Origin of the sequence: Streptomyces sp. NPDC003247 (assembly GCF_042888135.1) — a bacterium.
Taxonomy (GTDB): Bacteria; Actinomycetota; Actinomycetes; order Streptomycetales; family Streptomycetaceae; genus Streptomyces.
Window position 1 is genome coordinate 487,114 of sequence record NZ_JBIAPF010000004.1, and the last position, 20,989, is coordinate 508,102.

Sequence of the window (20,989 nt, forward strand, 5' to 3'; positions counted from 1 at the left end):
CTGGGGATCCGTTCCGTTCGCCGTCACTCGGAGACGAGCTGGCTTCGTCGCGCCCGGCTCAGCAGCCCTTCGCGGTTGGGTGCGCCCAGCCGGGTGCCGGGCTCCTGACCGGCCTCGTCGGTGCCGGCCAGCAGGGAGACCTGGGCCTGGACGGTGCTGTGCTGGAAGAGGTCGGACACCTTCAGGGCGTGGGAGGCGAGCGGGTGGAGCTCCTCCCAGAGCATGATCAGCAGCAGCGAACTGCCGCCCGCTTCGAGGAAGTTGACGTCGACGGGCACCTGGTCCGCGCTGTCCAGGTCGAGCACGTCGGCCCAGGCCTGCCGGACCTTGAGGAGAAGTTCCGTCTGATTCGGGGCCGGTGCCTGTGCGGCCGTGGCGTCGTTCACGACAAGCTCCTCTTGAGTGGATGCGAATCCGGGTCGGCGACCAGGTCCGCGGCGGCCACCGCCAGCTCGGCGAGCAGCCCGCGCACGGTGTCCTCGCCGAACAGGCCGGTGGTGTAGGAGAAGGCCAGTTCCATGTCCCGCGCCCCGTGTTCCGTCACCACGAGTTCGAGTTCGTACTTCAGGTGCAGCGGGTCGAGCGGCAGATGACGGCCGGTGACGCCGGGGGCGAGCTCGTCCGGTACCGGTGCGCTGCCCTGGAAGGTGAGGTAGACCGGTGTGAGGGCCGGACGGCTCAGGTCGCGGTCGGGGTGCAGCTCGGCGGCGAGCGCGTCCAGCGCGACATGGGCGTTGCGGTAGGAGACCACGCAGCTCTCCCTGACCTGGGCCAGCAGACCGGCCCAGGTGGTGGTCCGGCGCAGGTCGACACGGAGCACCAGGGTGTTGACGAGCATGCCCACGGCGTCGGCGCTGCCGCTGGTCTCCCGGCCGGCCCAGGGGAAGGCGAAGAGGAAGTCCCGCTGGTCGCCGCGCCGGGCGAGGGTCACCGCGAGCAGCGCGGCGCTCGTCATGAACATCGTGCACCCGAGGGCGGCGCCGGTCACCGCGCGCAGCCCGGCGGCCACGTCACCGCCGAGCCGGGTGGTGCACAGGCCCGCGTCGGTGGTCTGGAGTTCGCCGCGCGGCCGGTCGTGCGGCAGCTCGACGTCCACCGGAGCGCCGCGCAGGTGCTCCAGCAGCGCCGCCGTCTGCGCGGCCACGTCCGCGGCGCCGGGGCCGTCGCCGTCACCGTCGGTGAGCAGCGAGGGGTGCACGGGATCGCGCAGCTCCGGCTCGCGCCCGGTGGTGGCGGCCCGGTACACCTCGGTGATCTCGGCCGTCAGCAGGTCGCGCGACCAGCCGTCGGCGACGATGTGGTGCACGACGAGCACCAGCAGGGTGCGCTCCCCGGCGATCACGATCTCCGCCCGGGCGAGGGTGCCCAGCGCCAGGTCCATCGGCGCCCAGCACAGGCGGGACAGGTGCTCGCGCAGCCGTGCGGCGTTCCAGTCGGAGGCGTCCGTGACGGGCGTGACCGCGGGTGTGCCGTCGGTGCTGTAGCACACCTGCCGCTTGCGGCGGTCGAGGAAGAACCGGGACCGCAGTGAGGGGTGCCGGGCGAGCACCACGTCCACCGCGCCGCGCAGCGCGTCCCGGTCCACCGCGCCGGTGTACTCCACGACGGTCGGGATGAGGTACGCCGCCCGCAGCGAGGGCAGCCGGTCCAGGAACCAGAACCGCTGCTGGATGGGGGATGCCGGGTGCTGCCGCTCGTCGGGGACCGCGACGGCCTGCGGCCGGCCGGCGTCGGACGGGGCGCCTCGGCGCTCCCCCGTCGTCCCGGCGGCGAGCAGCCGGCCGAGGCCCGCGACCGTGGGTTCGGCGAGGAAGTCCCGGGGCGAGAGGGCGGCGCCGTACCGGCGCTGGGCGTCCGCGAGCATCGTCACGGCGAGCAGCGAGTGGCCGCCGAGCATGAAGAAGTTCGTGTCGGGCGGCAGCCCGGCCGGGTCGAGGACGGAACCGGGGCCGGCCAGTGCGGCGGCGAAGAGCCCGGCCGCACGGCGCTCGGCCTCCGTGAGCCCGGAGCCCGCCGCACGGCGCTCGCCCTCCGTCGGCCCGGAGCCCACCGCACGGCGCTCGCCCTCCGTGAGCCCGGAGCCCCCGGCGGACTGGGCCGCCCCGGGCTGTGCCGTACGGTTACCGGACCGCGCGGCGGCGTCGAGGCCGGCGGCCGGCGGCGCGGGCAGCTCCTCGGCGGACGGCTGACCGGGCAGCGCGGGCAGCTCCCGCAAGGCTGCCGAGGGGTCTTCGACGACCCGCTCCAGGAGCGCCGCCACGCCGTCCGCGACGGCCTCGGCCGTCCGCGCGGGATAGCGGTCGGTGTCGTACTCGACCGTGAGGGCGAGCCCGTCCTCGGCCTCGTCGACGATCAGCAGCAGATCGAACTTGGCGGTGCCGGTGTGCAGCACCTCGGGCGGCGTCCACCTGGTGCGCGTCGACTTCGGCGCGGACATGTTCTGGTAGACGAACCCGATGTCGACCAGGGGCCGCCGGCCCTGTCCGAGCGCCGCCGTGGCGGCCGCGGTGAGCCGGTCGAAGGGAACGTTCTGGTGCGTCAGCTGACGGAACGCCGCACGCCGCGCTGCGGTGCACAGCTCGGCGAAGGACGCCTCCGGATCGACCCGGCAGCGCAGCGGCACGGTGTTGACGAAGAACCCCACCGCCTGCTCCAGGTCGGCGTGCGTCCGGTTGGCGGTCATCGTCGCGAGCAGGAACTCGCTCCGGCCCGACCACCGGTGCAGCACCGTCTGGAACGCCGCGGCCAGCACCACGTACGGAGTCACCCGGAGCGAGCGCGCCAGCTGCGCCACGCCCTCGCGGACCTTCTCCCCCACGGGACGGGTGACCTGCCGGCCGGGACGGGAGCCGTCCGGGGCGGCGTCGCGCGGCGCGCGTCCGGCCAGCTCCAGTCCGGCGGGGATGCCCACCAGCTCGGCGGCCCGGTCCTCGACGCGCTGCCGGAAGGCGGGGTCGTCCTCGGTGGCGCGCTCGTGCGCGGCGAAGTCCGGGTAGGCGGCCGACAGGGCGGGCAGGGCGGTGTCGCGACCGTCCAGAGCCGCCTCGTACGCGGCCGCCAGGTCGTCGAACAGAGGAGCGAGGGACCAGCCGTCCACCGCGATGTGATGGATCGTCAGCAGTACGGCGTCCCCGCCCTCCGGCAGACCCCGCCACACCGTGCACCGCAGCAGCGGTCCCCCGGCCAGGTCGAAGGGCAGTCGGCCGCGGGCGACGGCCTCCGCCCGCACACGTTCGTCCGCGTCCGCCGCGTCTGCGACGTCGATGACCTCGACCTCGACGGGACGCGGCTCCAGCACCCTCTGCACGGGCCGGCCGTCGGCCAGCCGGAAGACGGTCCGCAGCGGTGCGTGCCGCGTCGTGACCGCTTCCAGGGCACGGGCCAGCGCCACGGCGTCCAGAGGCTGGTGGGAGCGGAACAGCAGCGGCACGTTGTACGTGGCGTTGCCCGGGGCGGCGGCATCCACGAACCACAGCCGTTCCTGCGCGAAGGACAGCGGGAACAGCCGCGGTGCGAGCCGCGCCGTGGCGCTCCGCGCACCGGCTCCGGCCGTCACGGCGCCACCCCGCCCCGCAGCGCGCCGGCCGGTTCGGACCCGGCCGCGGGGCCGCCGGCCGCACAGGCCTCGGCCACGTGGGCGGCCAGCTCACCCAGGGTGTCGCAGAGCAGCACCGCTCCCCCGTCGACGGGTACGCCGAGCCGCTGCCGGGCCCTGGCCGCCACCTGCATGGCGAGGATCGAATTCCCGCCCAGGTCGAGGAAGTTCTGCTCGGGGAGCACCTGCTCGACGCCGAGCACTTCGCGCCAGATGTCACCGAGCGGCGCCACCAGTTCCCGCTCCGCGGTCCGCGTGGCCGGGGCGGCCCCCGTGGTGCGGGCGGTGCCGCCCGGGGGCGCGGCGGAGGGCTCGGCCGAGAGCAGCTCCAGCAGCCGTGCCCGGTCGGCCTTGCCGGTGGAGCCGAGCGGGACCCGGTCCAGCACCAGCCAGCGGGCGGGCAGCATGTAGCGGGGCAGGGTCCGGCCCAGCCGGGCGTTCAGCAGAGCGGGCAGTGCGGCCGCGGCGGCACCGGCACCCGTCGCCGCCTCCGCGTCCCCGTTCTTGTTCGCGTTCGTGTTCGTGTTCGTGTTCGCGTTCGTGTTCGTGTTCGCTGCGGCGAGTCCGTCCGCGGACGGCAGGACGAAGCCGACCAGGGAGGCGGCCGGGCCCTCGCCGATCTTCTCCACGAAGGCGGAGTCGGCCAGCCCGCAGGCCAGGGCGGCCCGCTCGATCTCCTCCAGCTCGATGCGGAAGCCGCGCAGTTTCACCTGACGGTCGCTGCGGCCGAGGAGTTCGACCGCTCCGCCGGGAAGCCGGCGCCCGGTGTCGCCGGTCCGGTAGATCCGCTCGCCGGTCGCGGGGTGGACGACGAACCGCTCGGCCGTCAGCTCCTCACGCCCCAGGTACCCGAGGGCGACGCCGGGGCCGCCCACGCACAGCTCGCCGGTCTCACCGGGCGGGACCGGGTTCAGGTCCGGGTCGAGCAGGTGGAGCGTGGTGTCCTGGAGCGGGTGTCCGACGGGGATGCGCTCCAGGCCGGCGAGACTGTCCTCGGTGCAGTCGAAGTAGGCGGCGAACGTCGTGGTCTCCGTCGGCCCGTACCCGTTGACCAGCCGGCCGGGCGGTCCGGCCGCCAGCACCTTGCGCACGGCCGTCATCTCCAGTTGCTCGCCCCCGACCACGAGGTTGCGCAGCGCGCCGAAGGCGTCCGGACGTTCCCTGGCCACGGTGTGGAAGAGGGAGGTGGTCAGGAACATCGTGTCGATCCGCTCGGCGCGGGTCAGCGCGACCCAGTCGTCCAGGGGCAGATCGGTGGCCGACGGAAAGACGACCACCGTGCCGCCGGCGGTGAGGGCGTTCCACAGCTCGAAGGTGGTGGCGTCGAAGGCGGGATTGGCGGCGCTGGCCACCTGGTCGCCGGGTGCGACGGAGCAGAACTTCGAGCGCAGGGCCAGTCGCAGCACCGCGCGGTGCGGGACCACGACGCCCTTGGGCCGGCCCGTCGAGCCGGAGGTGAAGGACACGTACGCGGGGTCGTCCCCCACGGTCCCCGGATCGGGCACCGGGTGTCCCGGGTCCGCGGGAGGCACGGGCAGCGGCTCCACGCCGGACGGCAGCCACGAGGCGAGGTCCGCCCAGCGGCCGGCCGGTCCGGCGAGCGTGTCCTGGCGGGGCGAGTGAACGGCCCAGCGGGTGCCCGACTCGGCGACGATGCCGGCCAGCCGGTCCTTCGGGGCGAGCCCGTCGAGCGGCAGGTAGGCGGCTCCGCAGCGCAGGATGCCGAGGAAGGTCACGACGAGGTCGACGGACCGGTCCTGGGGGACCGCGACCAGATCGCCCCGGCGCACTCCGCGCCGCGCCAGCTCCGCGGCGAGCCACCCGGCCCGCTCCCAGAGCTCGCCGTACGACAGCCCGTACCCTCCTGCCGGATCCCGCACGGCACAGTCGCCGCTGCGCTCCTCGACCTGTTGTGCCACCACGTCATGCACGCTGGAAACTGCCGTCACAGCCCGTCCTCATTCCCGCATCGGACTTCGCATCGGACTCGTGGACCTCGAAGGACCGAAGTGTGCAAGGCGCTGTCCGCCATGACGGCGTCAAGGCCCCCAGCCGTGGTCGGCGAGCACCTTCGTCCCGGCGGCGCCGAATCCGCCCTGTCCCGCACCCGACTGCGACGGAATGACGAACAAAGAAGCACCGAATATAGCCACGACGACCGCGGCAAAGCACTGGAGAAACGCCGTGTTCATGTGCCGTTCCTTCCTAGTCAACAGATATGTCGATAAGGCGGTTCGCCCGACTCCTGATCTTGCTGAATTTCCGGAAACCGTCGCAACGGATTTAGCCTTCACATCCATGCATCGCAGGATCACGCGGGGCCCATATTCCCGATATAGCTCGACATCACCCCCCGCATTTCAGGCAGTTGATCTACGATGACTCCGCACGGCAGCCGAGCATCCAGAAATCAGCCCACAGGAGGTTCACTATGACACTTTTCAGCCATCCCTTGACCGAAAACGCGGACTTGCGCCCGCTAGAGCCCTGGCAGGCGGAGGAATTCTGCACCTACGTGGACCGGGTGCGCTCCCACCTGGTGCCCTGGCTGCCCTGGGCGCATACCATCACCGACCCCGAATCATCACGGCAATTCCTCCAGCGGTACGCGGACGAACAGGCCAGGGGCGGTGGCCGGATATTCGGAATCTGGTCGGACGGAGAACTGGTGGGCGGCGCCCTGTTCCGGATCTTCGACACCCCGTCCGGCGTGTGCGAACTCGGCGTCTGGCTCTCCCCCGAGGCAGAGGGAAGGGGACTGGTGACCCGTGCGGCCCGCCACCTCGTCGACTGGGCACTGAAGGAACGGGGAATGGCCCGCGTGGAATGGCGGGTCACCCCCGCGAACATCCGGAGCATCGCCGTCGCCAAGCGCCTGGGAATGCGCCACGAGGGCACCCTCCGAGAGGTTTTCCCCTTCAACGGGGTTCGCCAGGACCTGGAGATCTGGGCACTCCTCGCCGGCGATCCGGCGGATCGTCAGCCTGCGGACTGACCGTCGGGGCTTCGGTGTTCCCCTCCGCGCCCCGCCGCCCCGGCCCTCCTGTCCGGGACCGCGGCGCCCGGTCCAGAATGCGGGGCATGGAACCCACCACTGAACCCGCTCAGGACAGCTCCCTGCTCACCCACATCGGCGAACCGGACGGCGTGGCCCCGGGAACGGGCTACACCCACGTGGTCGTGGGGACCGGCCGGCTGATCGCCGTGTCGGGGCAGGTCTCGTTCGACGCCGACGGAAAACTGGTCGGAGAGGGCGACCCCGCCGCGCAGGCCCGGCAGGTCTTCGACAATCTCCGCCGCTGCCTCGCCTCGGCGGGCGCCGGTTTCGGGAACGTCGTCAAACTCACCTACTACGTGACCGACGTGGCCTTCCTGCCCGCCGTGCGGGAGGTCCGGGACCAGTACATCGACGTCGAACGCCCCCCTGCCAGCACCGCGGTTCAGGTGGCCGCCCTCTTCCGGCCCGAACTGCTGCTGGAGGTGGAGGCGTTGGCACTCCTCCCGGCGTAGGACACCGCCCCGGGCGCGCCGCCCGCCCGGAGTCCGCGAGGCGGGGGCGGACTCCGGGCTTCGTCTCATCGGCTCATCGGCCCTGCTGCTTGAGGAGCGCGTCCAGGCGCGGATAGACGGCGCGGACGTTGTGCTCCTGGATCTCGGCGACCTCGGCGGTGGACAGGCCGGCGGCCTCGACGTAGCGTCGCGTGTCGTCGAAGTGGTGGCCCGAGCACGGGTCAATGTCCCGGACGGCGCCGATCATCTCGGAGGCGAAGAGGATGTTGCGCCGGGGCACCACGTCGAGCAGCAGGTCGATGCCGGGCTGGTGGTACACGCAGGTGTCGAAGAAGACGTTGCCCAGGACGTGCTCCTCCAGCTCGGGCTTCTTCAGCGCCATCGCCAGACCGCGGAAACGCCCCCAGTGGTAGGGCACCGCGCCGCCGCCGTGCGGGATCACGAGGCGCAGGGTCGGGAAGTCCGCGAACAGGTCGCCCTGGATGAGCTGCATGAACGCGGTGGTGTCGGCGTTGAGGTAGTGCGCGCCCGTGGTGTGGAAGGCCGGGTTGACGCTCGTGCTGACGTGCACCATGGCCGGGAGGTCGTACTCGACCAGCTTCTCGTACAGGGGGTACCACGAGCGGTCGGTCAGCGGGGGCGCCGTCCAGTGGCCGCCGGAGGGATCGGGGTTGAGGTTGACGGCGACCGCACCGTACTCCTCGACGCACCGGGTCAGCTCGGGGATGCAGGTGGCCGGGTCGACACCCGGGGACTGCGGGAGCATGGCCGCCATGGCGAAACGCTCGGGGTAGAGCCGGGCGACCCGGGCGCACAGCTCGTTGCAGAGGGAGGCCCACTGGGAGGAGGTCGCGAAGTCCCCGACGTGGTGGGCCATGAAGGAGGCGCGCGGGGAGAAGACCGTGACGTCGATGCCCCGCTCGTCCATCATGCGCAGCTGGTTCGGCTCGATGCTCTGCCGCAGATCGTCGTCGCTGATGCGCAGATCCGCGGGGTCGGGAGCCTCCGCGGGACTGCCGAGCGCGGCGATCTGCCGGTCGCGCCAGGCGCCGAGCGCGGCCGGCGCGGTGGTGAAGTGACCGTGACAGTCGATGATCATTAAGCTGCTCCTCGCTACAGAGGTCGGGCTGCCGGGCTCGGTACAGCCTGGTGTGCGGCCATGACGCCGGTCGTCGGCACGCGCGGCGTGTCGTCCGGCTCCCGGGCGGCTGCGACAGCAGCATAATCCGCAACATAATTGTTGACAATTGTGCTGACATCGTGAGTGCCGCCTCCGCCCTCCACCCTGGCCCCGGTCCCGGTCCCGGGACGGTCCACCCCAGGACGACCACAGGTCGTGCCCGTGGCCGGAGTGCCGCAGGCGACGACGCCCCGGCCGGCGGCCGGCCCGGACCGGACCGGCCCTGACCGGCCCGATCCGGCGGCTCTCGGCTGGTCCGGCAGGAGGTCTCAGCCCTCCGGCCGGTCTCCGGCGTGGGCCGCATCATGCGGGGCCGTCGCCCCCGACGCACCCCGCACCGCCATGACGAGCCCGCTGGACCACGCGAGGCGGACGGACCGGAAATCGTGACGTCCTTCCAGGTCGGCCAGCAACCGTCGCACGGAGGCCTCATGGGCCTCCGGCCACCCCGGCTGCGGGAGCAGGTCGTCGATCAGGTAGGTCCCGCCGGGCGCCACGAGGTCCAGGGCTCGTTCGAGGTGGGTGAACTTGCCGGGCCACGTGTCCGCGAACACCAGGTCGAAGGGCTCTCCGTCGTAGCTCTCCAGCCATTCCCCGCCGTCCGCGGCCACGAAGGTCACCCTCGGGTCGGACCCCAGCTGCCGACGGGCCAACGCCTGGACACCGGGGTCGAGTTCGACCGTGACCAGACGAGAGGATCCGTCCATCCCGCTCAGGAGCCAGGCGGTGCCTTCGCCCACACCGGTGCCGAGTTCGAGGATGCGGCCGCCCGGCCGGGCGGCCGCGAGCACGGCCAGCAAGCCGCCGGTCCGCTCCTCGCACGACATGGTGAAGCCGGCCTCTCGCGCCGCGACCCGCAGCGCGGACAGGGCGGGCGGCAGCGTGTTCGGTGTGTCGTCCATCCAGGGATGGTGCACGCGCCGCGCTTGCCCGTGCAACGTCGTTCATTTCGCCCAGGGAGCGCGTGTCAGCGGGGTGGTTGTCGAGCGGGGGCGCGGCCCTCACGCCGCCGGGCCGTGCCCCCGGTCCCGCAGGACCGCCACGCCCACCGCCGCCGACAGCGCCAGTCCCGCCGACACCGCCAACGCCACGTCCGCGCCCCGTGCCGTGCTCCCGGCCGACGCGGCGAGCGCGATCGTCAGGGCCACCCCGGCGCACGAACCGATGTAGCGGAAGGTCTGCTGCGCACCCGAGCCCATCGCGGCCCGGGCCATCGGCACCGACTCCACGGCGAGCAGCGGCAGTGCGGCGTTCAGCAGGCCGCTCCCCATGCCCGCGACGACCAGGCCGGCCAGCAACCGGGGCCAGGAGCCGGCGCCGACCGCGCCCAGCATCACCAGCACCCCGGCCGCGTGCAGGACGAAGCCGAGCGCCAGCTGGTGGCGGTGCGAGACGCGACCACCGAGGTGGCGGGTCAGGAGGGCCGTCACGAAGGAGACGCCGGACCAGAGGAGGAACAGCCATGCCGTGCCCATCGGTGACGTCCCCGTCGCCTGCTGGATCAGCGTCGGCAGGAAGCTGAACAGGCCGATCACCGCGAGCCCGGTGAACAGACCACCCGCGGAGGAGGCCAGGAAGAGCGGGCGGCGCAGCAGGGTGAGGTCGATCATCGGGGTCGCGGCGCGGCGCTCCACCAGCGCGAACACGGCCGTCAGCCCGACCGCCGCCGCCAGCAGCAGGACGACGGGGGTCCGCAGCCAGCCGTCCCGCCCCAGGGTGAGCGCCGCCACCAGCGCGATCAGCGCCGCTCCGAAGGCCACGGCACCGGCGAGATCCGGCCGCCCGGCACGCGGGGAGCGCGACTCCGCGAGGCCGCGCACCCCGAGGACGGCCACGATCAGCGCGACGACGCCCAGGACGCCGTACGACAGGCGCCAGGAGGGCATCGCCCCGGAGAGCAGCGGGCCCACCGCGCCGCCGGCGCTGACGGAGGCGCCCCACACTCCGGTGGCGTGCATCCGTGCGCGCGGGGCGGGGAAGGCGTGGACGATCAGGCCCAGGCCGCTGGCGAGGAGCGCCGCGCTCGCCGCGCCCTGGGCGATGCGGGCGAGGGTGAACAGCCAGGTCGACGTCGCGCATCCGCCGAGGGCGGTGGTGAGGCCGAGGACGAAGGTGCCGGAGACGAAGACCCGGCGGCGGCCGTGGTCGTCGGCGAGGCTCCCCGCGACCAGCAGCAGGGCGGCCAGGCCCAGCGGGGTGCCGTTCAGCAGCCATGCCTGCGCGGACAGCGGGGTGTGCAGGTCGGCGGCGGTCTCGGGGAGCGTGACCGTCGGCGCGGTGTACGTCATCAGGGCCACCGCGGTGGCGGCACTGGTCAGGGCGAGGGTGAGACCGGGGCGCGGGGGCGCGTCGGGGCGGGACCGGTCCCCCTTCGGTGCGGCGGTGCCGCCGGGAGCGAGGGAGGAGCCGCTCCCCGTCTTCCCCTCGACGTCGGTGCCGGTTGCGGTGTCGTTCACGGGTGTCCGTCCTTCCGGGCCGCGGCTGGACCGCGGACACGATCGAGGAACGCCTGACTGGGCAGGTCAGTTCACTGACTGAACTGACGAGGACTTCAGGCTAGCACCCTAGGTTCAGTCACTGAATCGACGCGGGGAAATTGGTTACAGTGGACGGCATGACACTGGGCAAGGACTACGCGAAGCAGGAGTGCTCGATCGCCCGCGCGCTGGAGGTCGTCGGCGAACGGTGGACGCTGCTGGTGGTGCGCGACGCGCTCTACGGCGTCCGGCGCTACAACGACTTCCTCGTCCACCTCGGCATCCCGCGCGCCGTCCTGGCCAACCGCCTCCAGACGCTCACCGCCGAGGGAATCCTCGACAAGCGCCGCTACCAGGAGTCGCCCCCCAGGGACGAGTACGTCGTCACCGACCGCGGCACCGCCCTGTGGCCCGCCCTGCGCGCACTGTCGACGTGGGGGCGCGACAACTACGACCTCGTACCCCTGCGGATCTTCCGGCACGCCGACTGCGGCACCGAACTCGGCCCGTACGGCGAATGCCCCGTCTGCGCGACCGTCGTGGCCGTGGCGGACGTCGAGATGCTGCCGGGCCCCGGGCTCGACCCCGACCCGGCGGACCCGGTCAGCCGGGCGCTGTTGCGCCCGAAGCGGCTGCTGCAACCGGTGGTCACCGACACCGTCACGGCGGGATCCGAGTAACGGGGACCGAGGGTCCGTACGGGCCGAGGGTCCGTACGGGCCGAGGGTGGCCGCCTTGCTGCACCGGGGCCCCGGGGACCGGCTCGGTCACGGGAACCGCCGAGCAATAGGATCTGCGCTGCCGGGACGGCAGTGCCTCGCGCACGGGCGCGCGCGCCACAGGGCCGTCCGGGCACGACGGGCGAGGGTGCCACCGCTGGTGTCCTCCCGGAGGGAGCGGGGATGGCGGAGAGTCCGGCAGCGGGGCGCAAGGACGGTCCGACGGCGCCCCAGCTGCGCCTGGACGAGCTGCTGGAGGGCCTCCAGGCGCAGGTGGCGCAGGTGCGCGCGACCCGGGACCGGGTGCACACGCTGCTGGACGCGGTCCTCACCATCGGCTCCGACCTGGACCTCGACGTGGTGCTGCGACGGATCACCGAGTCCGCGGTGGCCCTGGTCGACGCCGAGTACGGGGCGCTGGGGGTGCTGGGCGACGAAGGGCGGATCAAGCAGTTCATCGTGGTCGGCATGGACGAGGGGACGATCGGGGCGATCGGCCCCTACCCCGAGGGCCACGGCATCCTCGGGCTGCTGATCAGGGAGCCGCAGCCGCTGCGCCTCGCCGACCTCGGTACGCACCCCGCCTCGGTGGGCTTCCCCGAGGGTCATCCGCCGATGACCACGTTCCTGGGAACACCGGTGCGCGTGCGCGACCGTGTCTTCGGCAACCTGTACCTGACCGACAAGCGCGGCGGGGCGCAGTTCGACGACGAGGACGAGGCGGTGCTGCGCACGCTCGCCGCCGCGGCCGGCGTGGCCATCGACAACGCCCGTCTGTACGAGGACTCTCGGCGCCGGGAGCAGTGGCTGGCGGCGAGCAGCGACCTGACCCGCAGTCTGCTCTCGGGCACCGATCCGGGCCAGGTGCTGCACCAGGTCGCCGCCACCGTACGGGCCCTGGCCGGGGCCGATCTGGTGACCGTGGCGGTGCCCCTGGACGGCGGTGACGACGATCTCGTGATCGAGGCGGCCGACGGGGAGGGCTCCGAGCGGGTGCGCGGGCTGGTGCTGCCGCCCGCCACGCTGGCCGCGCAGGTCTACCGCTCCAACGAGCGGATCGCCAGCGGCGCCCTGTCGGAGGAGCCGCAGGACGGCGGCGGCTCGGCGGGACAGATCGACCTGGGGCCGGGGTTCCTGCTTCCGCTGGGCGGCCACGAGCACGCCCGCGGAGTGCTCCAGGTCGCCGGGCTGCCCGGCCGGCAGGAGTTCTCCGACGCCACCATGGCCATGATCAGCGGATTCGCCGATCAGGCCGCGCTCGCCCTGGAGATCGCCGAGCACCGGCGCGAGGCCGAGCAGCTCATGGTCCTCTCCGACCGCGACCGTATCGCCCGTGACCTGCACGACCTGGCCATCCAGCGGCTGTTCGCGTCCGGGCTGACCCTCAACTCGGTCCTCGGCCGGATCGCCGACCGGCCCGAGGTGGCCGAGCGTGTCCAGCGGGTGGTCGACGACCTCGACGACACGATCAAGACGGTGCGCGGCACGATCTACGCGCTGCGCGAGCGGGACCGTCCCGGAAGGCGGGGCGAGCTGCGGGCGAGGCTGCTGGCCGAGACCGACCGGGCCGCGGGCGCGCTGGGCTTCGCCCCCGCCCTGCGGATGACAGGCCTGCTGGACACCGTCGTACCCGCCGAGCACGGCGAGCACCTGCTGGCGGTGTTGCGCGAGACCCTGTCGAACGCCGCCCGGCACGCGCACGCCACCGGGATCGAGGTGACCGCCGCGACCGACGGCAGTCGGCTCCGGCTGCGCGTCGCGGACGACGGAACCGGTGTCGACCCCGCGGTCACCCGCCGCAGCGGCCTCGACAACTGCCGCCGACGCGCCACCGACCTCGGCGGCAGCTTCGCCCTCCGGCCGAACGCGCCCGCCGGCACCGTCGCGGAGTGGACGGTGCCCCTTCCGCACGGCCGACAGCCCGAGCCCGGCTTCACGACGGACGTCGGCGTCGTTCCGACGTGACGCGGCAGCCGCCTTCCGGCCGGGAACGACATCGGCGGCGCCGACCGCCTAGCGGCCGGGAACGACATCGGCGCCGACCGCCTACGGGCAGGGAACGTCGTCGGTGCTCGGCCGGTACAGCCTCGTAGGGGGCCGTATTCGGCTGTTCGGCCAACGAAATCGGCTGCTCGGCCAACGAAAAGGGACGCCGTGCCGGGCGTCGCGAGCGTCGAAGCGGCTACGACACTGCGATCATGAGCCTTCACGGAAGGTGATCGATGAGCAGCTCCAGGTCGCGGCGGCCGGTGTGCCTCCGCCGTCGGGCGCTCGCGGGAACGCGCTGTAGGTGATGTGGTGAACTGGTTGACCTCGCTGCCGGCGGCGGTGCTGGTGGTGGGCGGACTCCTCCTTGCCTTGCTGGTCGCGGCCGTGGCGCGGATCGGCGTCCGGGCCCTCGTACCGGTCGAGGAACGGGATCGGGTGCCGCAGATCGCCACGCCCCTGATGCCGACACTCGGCGCCGCCTTCGCGATCTTCGCGGCACTCTCACTGGCCAGCGAGGCCGGCTACCTGCGCGCGGCCGAGGCGTTGGTGAGCGACGAGGCGGCCTCGGCCTCCCGTCTGGCATGGGCGGCGACAAGTCCGCGGGTCCGGTCGGAGCCGATCCACGCGGCACTGCTGGACTACTTGAAGACCACGCGTGCCGAGGAGTGGGAGGGTGCGGCGGCGTCGTCCGGCGCCGACCCGGCCACCGCTCGCGCGATCGCACGGCTGGAGCGGACCGTGCGCGCCGAGGCGGCCCGGCCCGAGGTGGGAACCACGACCGGCACGGAGCTGGTGGTCTCCCTGGACGGTGTCACCAGTAGTCGTCGCGCCCGCGTCGCGGCCGCCTCGCGCGATGTCCCCGCGCTCTACGTCGTCACGCTCGTGGTCAGCGGACTGGCCTTGATCGTGAACTCCGGCGCGCTGGTCTTCCGCAGCAGCCTGCGGACGTCGCTGCTCATCGTGGGTGTGGCGAGTGTGGTCGGGCTGAGCCTGGCGTTGCTCTTCGCACTCAGCGCGCCCTGGAGCGGGCCGCTCATCGTCAGTGGGCATCCACTCGACGCCACCATCGAGGACCTGAGATCCGGCTTCTTCCACGGCGAGCCATAGGAGACGGCCGCGATCAGTACGCCGACAACTGATCACCGGCCGCCGTGATCTGCGCCTGCGGCCACCTCACCGAGGCGGCAGGCTCACCGAGGCGGCAGGCTCACCGAGGCGGCAGGCTCACTGAGGTCGTCGGCCGAGGAGGCAGAACTCGTTGCCTTCGGGGTCGGCCAGGACGACCCACGACTGATCGCCCTGGCCGATGTCGACATGCTGCGCGCCGAGAGCCACCAGGCGAGCCACCTCGGCGTCCTGGTCGTCGGGAACGAAGTCGAGGTGCAGTCGGCTCTTGGCCTTCTTGGGCTCGTCGAGCCGGACGAACTCCAGCCCCGGCAGTCGGTCCGGCGCCGGGCGGATCGCGAACTCCACGTCGGAGGAGTGCACCACCACCCAGCCGAGGGCCTCGGCCCACCACTGTCCCAAGGCCACCGGATCAGCCGAGTGGACGATGACATGTCTCCATTCCAAGGTCATCCGGCGAGTCTAAGGACCCTCCGGCGGATCATGCCAGCCCCCGCGAAACCCGGCATGATCCGCCTGGTCGAGCCGCGTCGCGGACCCTCGGTCGCCCGCCGGTCGGCGGCGGCCGCCGTCCGCCGTCCGCGCGGGGTGAGGGGGTAGGGCCGGTCGGCCCTACCCCCTCACCCCGGCCGCTGGGACGCTGGACCGATGTTCCAGAACGACGCCTTCGGTCCACTCGACCGACAGGAGTGCCTGCGCCTGCTCGCCGAGGTGCCGGTCGGCCGCGTGGTCTACACCCGGCAGGCACTGCCCGCGGTCCTTCCCGTCAACTTCTCCCTGGACACGGACGCCTCCGTCCTGCTGAGCACCTCACCCGGCTCCGACCTCGTCCGTGCCGTGGACGGCGTCGTGGTCGCCTTCGAGGCGGACGAGTTCGACGCGGCGACCCGGTCCGGCTGGAGCGTGGTCGTCACCGGACGGGCCACCGTGGTGACCGATCCCGCCGAGCAGGAACGGCTGTCACAGGCCGGACCCACGTCCTGGATGCCCCTGCACGGCACGGTGTTCGTACGGATCGAGTCCGAGATGGTCACCGGCCGCGAACTGAGGCGGGCGCGCGGCACGCGGTGAGGCGCGGGGGCCGGCAGCCGACCGGCGACCGGCCCGCGGGCGGGTGCCGGCGCCGGCCGCCGGGCCCCCGGGGTGCGGAGCGCTGAGTCTGTGGTGCCGGCCGACGGTACGGAGTCAGCCCGTCGGCTCGGCCCGCGCAGCGCTCCACGAGGAGGGGACGGCCGGCTCCGGCAGCGTGGCGGGAGCCGGTACGTCTTCCGCTGACGCGCGGGGTGTGCGGACGCCCTCCGGGCCGTGCCCGAAGCGGATCAGCAACTGCGGGCAGCACCCCCGCCTCGATCCGGCCATCGCCGCCCGCAGGTCCGGCCACTCCATCGCCTGGTGGAGCATGGAGGTGCGCACTCCGCGCCGGGTCGCCGTGAGCAACAGGTGCTCCAGCGCCTGACCTGCCCGCAGCCAGTCCTCCCGCCGGTCGTGAGACGTCCACAGCAGCGCCACCTGGGCGTGGCGTTCGAACCGCAGGGCGGGCAGCTGGGGGACGGGCAGTCGGCCCGTGAAGTCCCTTACCGGCATCCGTCCGGACGCGTCCCGGGGGCCCAGGGCCGTGAGGGGGATGCCGTAGGGGGCGTCCGTTCCGGGAGCGGTGAGCCAGGTGCGTGCCTCGGTCACGCGGGCCGGATGGACGGCGTTGCGCGCTTCCGCCGCCTGGGTCAGACGCAGCAGGCGCCGGGTCCCCGGGATGTCGGGCACGTCCAGGTGGGCGCCCTCGGCCCGGGCCGAACCCGTCATCTCCGTCACGACCGGGTCGGGCACCGGGCGCCCGGTGAACGGCATCCGGCTCGTGTGGCGTCGCTCGATCGTCTCGTACAGCTCGCCCAGGGGCAGCCGCACGTCCGCGGTGGGCGGGGCCAGTCGCACCGTGGCCAGCAGGTCCGGATCGCCGGTGGTGGGCAGCAGCCGGACGACGGGACGCCAGCCCAGGTGCGCGGCGGCCACCCGGAGGTTGAAGACGGCCGCTCCCACCGACAGGTGCTGGGCGCGCAGATGGGGATCGGCCATCGGCAGCTGCCGCCGCCGGTCGAGCCGGACCTCGATCGACCGGCTCTCCGGATCCAGGCCGAACCGCCAGGGCTGGCTGTTGTGGATCGACGGCGCCGCCACCGCCGCGGCCAGCAGGGCCTGAACGGCTGTGGCGTCGACTTCCCGGGTCCGCATCACGGCTCCTCCACCAGGCTTCTTCTCCGCTCCGTCCACCCTGCGCCGTGTCTCCACCCTCGGGGGAGGGTTGGCCGGCCCCAGACCGGGGGCCAAAGGGCCTCATCCGGCGACCGGGGCCGAGAAGAGCGTGCCGCGCAGCAGTAGGACGGGGTCGGCGGCGGCCCAACGGGCGGCCACGCCCGCGGGCCGGAGCGGCAGACCGGCTGTGAGGACCTGGTCGGGCGCGCGGCCGAGCGCGAGGCGGAGCGCATCGCCTTCGCCGACACCCTCACGCAGCCCCGCGCCGTGATGGCCTCCTACGGGTGGTCGGGCTCGGAGACGGGCGGCCGCCGGTACTCGCCGTTCGTCATCGACACCGAACGCGGCAAGCCCTGGCACACCCTCACCGGCCCCACGGCGCGGGCGGCGACGACGCGTCGCCGTGTTCTGCGGGACGTGCCCGCACCGGCGACCGTGGCTCGCCCTGGAGGCGGCGGCGAGCCCGAGGGAGCCGGGAGCGAGCCCGAGGCGGGGCGCAGGAGCGGGGCGGGGCGGGGCGCAGGAGCGGGGTGGGGCGGGGCGCAGGAGCGGGGCAGGGCGCCGTGTGGCGGCGTGGCGTCAGTGGCCTTGGTGCCTGGACCGGTCCTGGGCCTGGGTGGCGATCACGGCGGCCTGGACGCGCCGCTCCACCCCGAGCTTGGCCAGCAGCCGGGAGATGTGGTTCTTCACCGTCTTCTCCGCGAGGTAGAGCCGGCGGCCGATCTGGCGGTTGGTCAGTCCCTCGCCGATCAGAGCCAGGATCTCCCGCTCCCGCGCGGTCAGGCCGGGCAGGGCGTCGGGCTCGGGTTCCGGCTCCTGGCCCTGGCGCAGGCGGGCCATCAGCCTGGCGGTGGCGCTGGGGTCGAGCAGGGACTGGCCGGCGGCCACCGTGCGCACGGCCGACACCAGGTCGGAGCCCCGGATCTGCTTGAGCACGTAGCCGGACGCCCCCGCCATGATCGAGTCCAGCAGGGCCTCCTCGTCGTCGAACGAGGTCAGCATCAGACAGGCCAGCTCCGGCATGCGTGAGCGCAGCTCGCGGCACACGGTCACCCCGTCGCCGTCCGGCAGACGCACGTCCAGCACCGCCACCCGGGGGCGCAGCGCCGGGACGCGGACGAGGGCCTGCTCGACCGTGCCCGCCTCCCCGACGACCGTGATGTCCGGCTCGTCGTCCAGCAGGTCGTGCACGCCACGCCGTACCACCTCGTGGTCGTCCAGCAGAAAGACCCGGATCGGGTGGTCGGGTCCGGGCCGCTCACCGTCCGCCATCGCATGCTCCTTGTTCCGCGTTCCGCGCTGTCCGAGTTCCGCGTTCCGCGCTGTCCGATTCCCGCACCGGGTCCGGCCCACCGAGCACGACCGGTCCTTGCTTGCCTGGCGGCTTGCCTGTCGGCTTGCCTGTCACCGATCCTGCGTGATCCCTGGCCCTGGGGCCAGGGCCGGTCGGCCCTACCGCCCGCGCGGATTCCTGTTCCGCAGCGTCCCGAGGACGTGATGCGCCGCCGTACCGGCGCCACCGCGGCCGCCCGCCCGGCCCCGGACGCAGGAAGGGGCCGCCGACACCGACGCGCCGGAGCGGGCGGCCGTCGGGACGGCGGCGGCAGCGCGGTGGACGTTCGCCGTCGTGGGTCCGGAGGCGGCACGCCGGGCCCGGTCGGTGACGGTCGACCGACCGGGCCCGGCGTGCCGCCCGCCTCCGTGCGTCATCGCCTGGGGTGGCCCTCCCCGGCCCGGCGGACCACTCCGGCCCAGCCGATCGCGAGGGTGAGGAACAGTCCCGTCGTCGTGGCGGGCACCACGAGCGTCACCCATCCCGGGCTCGCCCCGGGGCCGGCGGCCGTCAGGAGGACCGCCGAGGCCGCCGAGGCGGCGAGGCCGGCCCCCACGAGGGCGGCGAAGAGGTGCCGGGAGGGTTCGGGGCCGGCCGGCGGCGGGCCCTGCTCCAACGCGGCCCGGTCACGGACGGCCTCCCGGATCTCCCGGCGGCGCTGCACGGCGGCGCGGGTCCGAAGAGCGGCCGTGAGGGCCGCGCCCGCCCCGGCCACGGCGCCGGGCAGCCACCACGGGTCGGCGACGAGGAGCAGTACGGCGATGCCGGCGAGCGTGGTCCAGCCGCTCAGGCAGGCCGCCGCCGAGCTGCGCAGGGAGTCCGGCCGGTCGGCTCCCGCGCGCACCTCCGCGAGGGCGGGCAGGTACCAGACGCAGCCGGAAGCGGTCGCCAGCGCGGCGGCCAGGGCCAGGAGGGGGTGCGCCACGGCTCACCCCGCCGTCTCGGCCGCGGCGATCTCCGGGTGGTGCAGGTCGAAGGCCGGGGACTCGGAGCGGATGCGCGGCAGCGAGGTGAAGTTGTGGCGCGGCGGCGGGCAGGAGGTCGCCCACTCCAGGGAGCGGCCGTAGCCCCAGGGGTCGTCGACGGTGACCGGCGTGCCGTACTTCGCGGTCCTCCACACGTTGTAGAGGAACGGCAGGATCGACAGGCCGAGCAGGAACGAGCCGATGGTGGACAGGGTGTTGAGGGCGGTGAAGCCGTCGGCGGCCAGATAGTCGGCGTAGCGGCGCGGCATGCCCTCGGCGCCGAGCCAGTGCTGGACCAGGAAGGTGAGGTGGAAGCCGACCGTGAGCGTCCAGAACGTGATCTTCCCCAGGCGTTCGTCGAGCATCCTGCCGGTGAGCTTCGGCCACCAGAAGTGGAAGCCGGCGAACATCGCGTACACGACCGTGCCGAACACCGTGTAGTGGAAGTGGGCCACGACGAAGTACGAGTCGGAGAGGTGGAAGTCCATCGGCGGCGAGGCCAGGATGACGCCGGTCAGACCGCCGAAGACGAACGTGACGAGGAAGCCGGCGGTCCACAGCATCGGCGTCTCGAAGGAGAGACTGCCCTTCCACATCGTGCCGATCCAGTTGAAGAACTTCACCCCGGTCGGCACCGCGATCAGGAACGTCATGAAGGCGAAGAACGGCAGCAGCACACCGCCCGTCACGTACATGTGGTGCGCCCATACCGTCACGCTGAGGCCGGCGATCGCGATCGTCGCGGCGACCAGGCCCATGTAGCCGAACATCGGATTGCGGGCGAAGACCGGGATGACCTCGGAGACGATGCCGAAGAACGGCAGGGCCAGGATGTACACCTCGGGATGGCCGAAGAACCAGAACAGGTGCTGCCACAGCAGTGCCCCGCCGTTGGCCGCGTCGAAGACATGGCTGCCGAACGTGCGGTCGCACTCCAGCGCGAACAGGGCCGCCGCCAGGACCGGGAAGACGATCAGGATCAGCAGCGCGGTCAGCAGGACGTTCCAGGTGAAGATCGGCATGCGGAACATGGTCATGCCGGGGGCGCGCATGCAGACGATGGTGGTGATGAAGTTGACCGCGCCCAGGATCGAGCCGAAGCCGGAGAGCGCGACGCCCATGATCCACAGGTCGGCGCCGAGGCCCGGTGAGTGGACGGCGTCGGAGAGCGGGGCGTACAGGAACCAGCCGAAGTCGGCGGCGCCGCCCGGGGTGAGGAACCCGGCCGCGGCGATCGACGAGCCGAACAGGAAGAGCCAGTAGGCGAGCATGTTCAGCCGGGGGAAGGCGACGTCCGGGGCGCCGATCTGCAACGGCATGATCCAGTTGGCGAAGCCGGTGAACAGCGGCATGGCGAACATCAGCAGCATGATCGAGCCGTGCATCGTGAACGCCTGGTTGAACTGCTCGTTCGACATGATCTGCAAGCCGGGCCGGGCGAGTTCGGCACGCATCATCAGGGCCATCACGCCGCCGACGATGAAGAACACGAACGCGGTGACCAGGTACAGCGTCCCGATCTTCTTGTGATCGGTGGTCGTCAGCCACTCCACCCACGACGGCCGGTCCGCCGCCCACGACGGCCGGTCCGCCGCCCGCACGGCCGGGCCGGCCTCCTCGCGGAGCGTGGGGCGCGTCGGCGCCCCGTCCGTGTGCTTCGCCTGGTCCAGTTGCGCTTCGTCCATCGGACGACGTCCTCCCCATCCGCTCATGTCGCTCACGGACCGGGAGGCGCCTCAGGTGCGGGGGACAGCGCGGCGCCTCCCGGCCGCCGCCACATGATCACCGCCGGCACCCCCTGCCCGGACAGGGCCGAACGGCCCCCGCACCGGCCCCACGACGGGGCCCA

18 protein-coding genes and 1 pseudogene are annotated in these 20,989 nt (G+C 73.1%); 7 read left to right on the forward strand and 12 right to left on the reverse strand.

Going from position 1 to position 20,989, the window contains the following annotated elements; all coding sequences use genetic code 11:
- Window positions 1–23: 23 nt before the first annotated feature.
- The 4 genes from ACFYWQ_RS15795 to ACFYWQ_RS15810 all read right to left on the reverse strand — a co-directional run bounded on the left by ACFYWQ_RS15795 (window position 24) and on the right by ACFYWQ_RS15810 (window position 5,787).
- Window positions 24–386, reverse strand: a complete 363-nt coding sequence (locus ACFYWQ_RS15795) for a phosphopantetheine-binding protein (RefSeq protein ID WP_389516722.1) — start codon at window positions 384–386, stop codon at window positions 24–26.
- Complete coding sequence (locus ACFYWQ_RS15800) at window positions 383–3,556, reverse strand: condensation domain-containing protein (RefSeq protein WP_389516724.1); 3,174 nt, start codon at window positions 3,554–3,556, stop codon at window positions 383–385. Before ACFYWQ_RS15800 ends, ACFYWQ_RS15795 begins: the two co-directional genes overlap by 4 nt.
- Complete coding sequence (locus ACFYWQ_RS15805) at window positions 3,553–5,544, reverse strand: non-ribosomal peptide synthetase (protein WP_389516727.1); 1,992 nt, start codon at window positions 5,542–5,544, stop codon at window positions 3,553–3,555. Before ACFYWQ_RS15805 ends, ACFYWQ_RS15800 begins: the two co-directional genes overlap by 4 nt.
- Window positions 5,545–5,634: 90 nt before the next feature.
- The gene (locus ACFYWQ_RS15810) at window positions 5,635–5,787 is read right to left on the reverse strand and encodes a hypothetical protein (protein WP_389516730.1); all 153 of its coding nucleotides are present in this window, start codon (window positions 5,785–5,787) and stop codon (window positions 5,635–5,637) included.
- 239 nt (window positions 5,788–6,026) lie between these two features.
- Between ACFYWQ_RS15810 and ACFYWQ_RS15815 the strand changes: the two genes are divergently transcribed.
- Complete coding sequence (locus ACFYWQ_RS15815) at window positions 6,027–6,590, forward strand: GNAT family N-acetyltransferase (RefSeq protein ID WP_389516732.1); 564 nt, start codon at window positions 6,027–6,029, stop codon at window positions 6,588–6,590.
- An 86-nt stretch (window positions 6,591–6,676) separates the two neighbouring features.
- Window positions 6,677–7,105: a RidA family protein gene (locus tag ACFYWQ_RS15820; RefSeq protein ID WP_389516734.1), complete on the forward strand. Its 429-nt coding sequence runs from the start codon at window positions 6,677–6,679 to the stop codon at window positions 7,103–7,105.
- A gap of 73 nt (window positions 7,106–7,178) precedes the next feature.
- Here ACFYWQ_RS15820 and ACFYWQ_RS15825 read toward each other — a convergent pair whose 3' ends face one another.
- From ACFYWQ_RS15825 to ACFYWQ_RS15835, 3 genes are all read right to left on the reverse strand, one after another.
- A complete protein-coding gene (locus tag ACFYWQ_RS15825) occupies window positions 7,179–8,204 on the reverse strand; it encodes an amidohydrolase family protein (RefSeq protein ID WP_389516736.1) in 1,026 nt (341 codons plus the stop codon).
- A gap of 350 nt (window positions 8,205–8,554) precedes the next feature.
- Complete coding sequence (locus ACFYWQ_RS15830) at window positions 8,555–9,187, reverse strand: O-methyltransferase (protein WP_389516737.1); 633 nt, start codon at window positions 9,185–9,187, stop codon at window positions 8,555–8,557.
- A gap of 99 nt (window positions 9,188–9,286) precedes the next feature.
- Complete coding sequence (locus ACFYWQ_RS15835; protein ID WP_389517428.1) at window positions 9,287–10,603, reverse strand: MFS transporter; 1,317 nt, start codon at window positions 10,601–10,603, stop codon at window positions 9,287–9,289.
- A 287-nt stretch (window positions 10,604–10,890) separates the two neighbouring features.
- Between ACFYWQ_RS15835 and ACFYWQ_RS15840 the strand changes: the two genes are divergently transcribed.
- The 3 genes from ACFYWQ_RS15840 (at window position 10,891) to ACFYWQ_RS15850 (ending at window position 14,577) form a co-directional block, all read left to right on the forward strand.
- Window positions 10,891–11,442 (forward strand): winged helix-turn-helix transcriptional regulator, encoded by a 552-nt coding sequence (locus ACFYWQ_RS15840; protein ID WP_389516739.1) that lies wholly within the window; start codon window positions 10,891–10,893, stop codon window positions 11,440–11,442.
- 222 nt (window positions 11,443–11,664) lie between these two features.
- Window positions 11,665–13,446 carry a GAF domain-containing protein gene (locus ACFYWQ_RS15845; protein ID WP_389516741.1) on the forward strand — a complete coding sequence of 594 codons (1,782 nt, stop codon included), beginning with the start codon at window positions 11,665–11,667 and terminating at the stop codon, window positions 13,444–13,446.
- A 333-nt stretch (window positions 13,447–13,779) separates the two neighbouring features.
- Window positions 13,780–14,577 carry a hypothetical protein gene (locus tag ACFYWQ_RS15850; RefSeq protein ID WP_389516744.1) on the forward strand — a complete coding sequence of 266 codons (798 nt, stop codon included), beginning with the start codon at window positions 13,780–13,782 and terminating at the stop codon, window positions 14,575–14,577.
- A 117-nt stretch (window positions 14,578–14,694) separates the two neighbouring features.
- Here ACFYWQ_RS15850 and ACFYWQ_RS15855 read toward each other — a convergent pair whose 3' ends face one another.
- Window positions 14,695–15,048 carry a VOC family protein gene (locus tag ACFYWQ_RS15855; protein WP_389516746.1) on the reverse strand — a complete coding sequence of 118 codons (354 nt, stop codon included), beginning with the start codon at window positions 15,046–15,048 and terminating at the stop codon, window positions 14,695–14,697.
- A gap of 195 nt (window positions 15,049–15,243) precedes the next feature.
- Between ACFYWQ_RS15855 and ACFYWQ_RS15860 the strand changes: the two genes are divergently transcribed.
- Window positions 15,244–15,666, forward strand: coding sequence for a pyridoxamine 5'-phosphate oxidase family protein (locus ACFYWQ_RS15860; protein WP_389516747.1), 423 nt, complete (start codon window positions 15,244–15,246; stop codon window positions 15,664–15,666).
- Between the two features lie 114 nt (window positions 15,667–15,780).
- Here the strand turns inward: ACFYWQ_RS15860 and ACFYWQ_RS15865 are convergent, their stop codons facing one another.
- On the reverse strand, window positions 15,781–16,821 hold the full coding sequence (locus ACFYWQ_RS15865) for an Acg family FMN-binding oxidoreductase (protein WP_389516749.1): 1,041 nt from the start codon (window positions 16,819–16,821) through the stop codon (window positions 15,781–15,783).
- Window positions 16,822–17,013: 192 nt separating this feature from the next.
- On the opposite strand from ACFYWQ_RS15865, the pseudogene ACFYWQ_RS15870 reads away from it, so the two are divergent.
- Window positions 17,014–17,214: pseudogene (locus ACFYWQ_RS15870) on the forward strand (hypothetical protein); the annotation flags it as partial.
- 207 nt (window positions 17,215–17,421) lie between these two features.
- Here the strand turns inward: ACFYWQ_RS15870 and ACFYWQ_RS15875 are convergent.
- The 3 genes from ACFYWQ_RS15875 to ctaD all read right to left on the reverse strand — a co-directional run bounded on the left by ACFYWQ_RS15875 (window position 17,422) and on the right by ctaD (window position 20,825).
- Window positions 17,422–18,114: a response regulator gene (locus ACFYWQ_RS15875; protein ID WP_389516751.1), complete on the reverse strand. Its 693-nt coding sequence runs from the start codon at window positions 18,112–18,114 to the stop codon at window positions 17,422–17,424.
- Between the two features lie 434 nt (window positions 18,115–18,548).
- Window positions 18,549–19,100, reverse strand: coding sequence for a hypothetical protein (locus tag ACFYWQ_RS15880; protein ID WP_389516753.1), 552 nt, complete (start codon window positions 19,098–19,100; stop codon window positions 18,549–18,551).
- Between the two features lie 3 nt (window positions 19,101–19,103).
- Complete coding sequence (gene ctaD / locus ACFYWQ_RS15885) at window positions 19,104–20,825, reverse strand: cytochrome c oxidase subunit I (protein ID WP_389516755.1); 1,722 nt, start codon at window positions 20,823–20,825, stop codon at window positions 19,104–19,106.
- Window positions 20,826–20,989 lie beyond the last annotated feature (164 nt).

What these genes read in the sequence shown, in the direction of transcription:
- ctaD (WP_389516755.1), bottom strand. Translation starts at nt 20,825, where the DNA reads ATGGACGAAGCGCAACTGGACCAGGCGAAGCACACGGACGGGGCGCCG.
- ACFYWQ_RS15860 (WP_389516747.1), top strand. Translation starts at nt 15,244, where the DNA reads ATGTTCCAGAACGACGCCTTCGGTCCACTCGACCGACAGGAGTGCCTG.
- ACFYWQ_RS15815 (WP_389516732.1), top strand. Translation starts at nt 6,027, where the DNA reads ATGACACTTTTCAGCCATCCCTTGACCGAAAACGCGGACTTGCGCCCG.
- ACFYWQ_RS15855 (WP_389516746.1), bottom strand. Translation starts at nt 15,048, where the DNA reads ATGACCTTGGAATGGAGACATGTCATCGTCCACTCGGCTGATCCGGTG.
- ACFYWQ_RS15825 (WP_389516736.1), bottom strand. Translation starts at nt 8,204, where the DNA reads ATGATCATCGACTGTCACGGTCACTTCACCACCGCGCCGGCCGCGCTC.
- ACFYWQ_RS15810 (WP_389516730.1), bottom strand. Translation starts at nt 5,787, where the DNA reads ATGAACACGGCGTTTCTCCAGTGCTTTGCCGCGGTCGTCGTGGCTATA.
- ACFYWQ_RS15875 (WP_389516751.1), bottom strand. Translation starts at nt 18,114, where the DNA reads ATGGCGGACGGTGAGCGGCCCGGACCCGACCACCCGATCCGGGTCTTT.
- ACFYWQ_RS15820 (WP_389516734.1), top strand. Translation starts at nt 6,677, where the DNA reads ATGGAACCCACCACTGAACCCGCTCAGGACAGCTCCCTGCTCACCCAC.
- ACFYWQ_RS15830 (WP_389516737.1), bottom strand. Translation starts at nt 9,187, where the DNA reads ATGGACGACACACCGAACACGCTGCCGCCCGCCCTGTCCGCGCTGCGG.
- ACFYWQ_RS15845 (WP_389516741.1), top strand. Translation starts at nt 11,665, where the DNA reads ATGGCGGAGAGTCCGGCAGCGGGGCGCAAGGACGGTCCGACGGCGCCC.
- ACFYWQ_RS15865 (WP_389516749.1), bottom strand. Translation starts at nt 16,821, where the DNA reads ATGCGGACCCGGGAAGTCGACGCCACAGCCGTTCAGGCCCTGCTGGCC.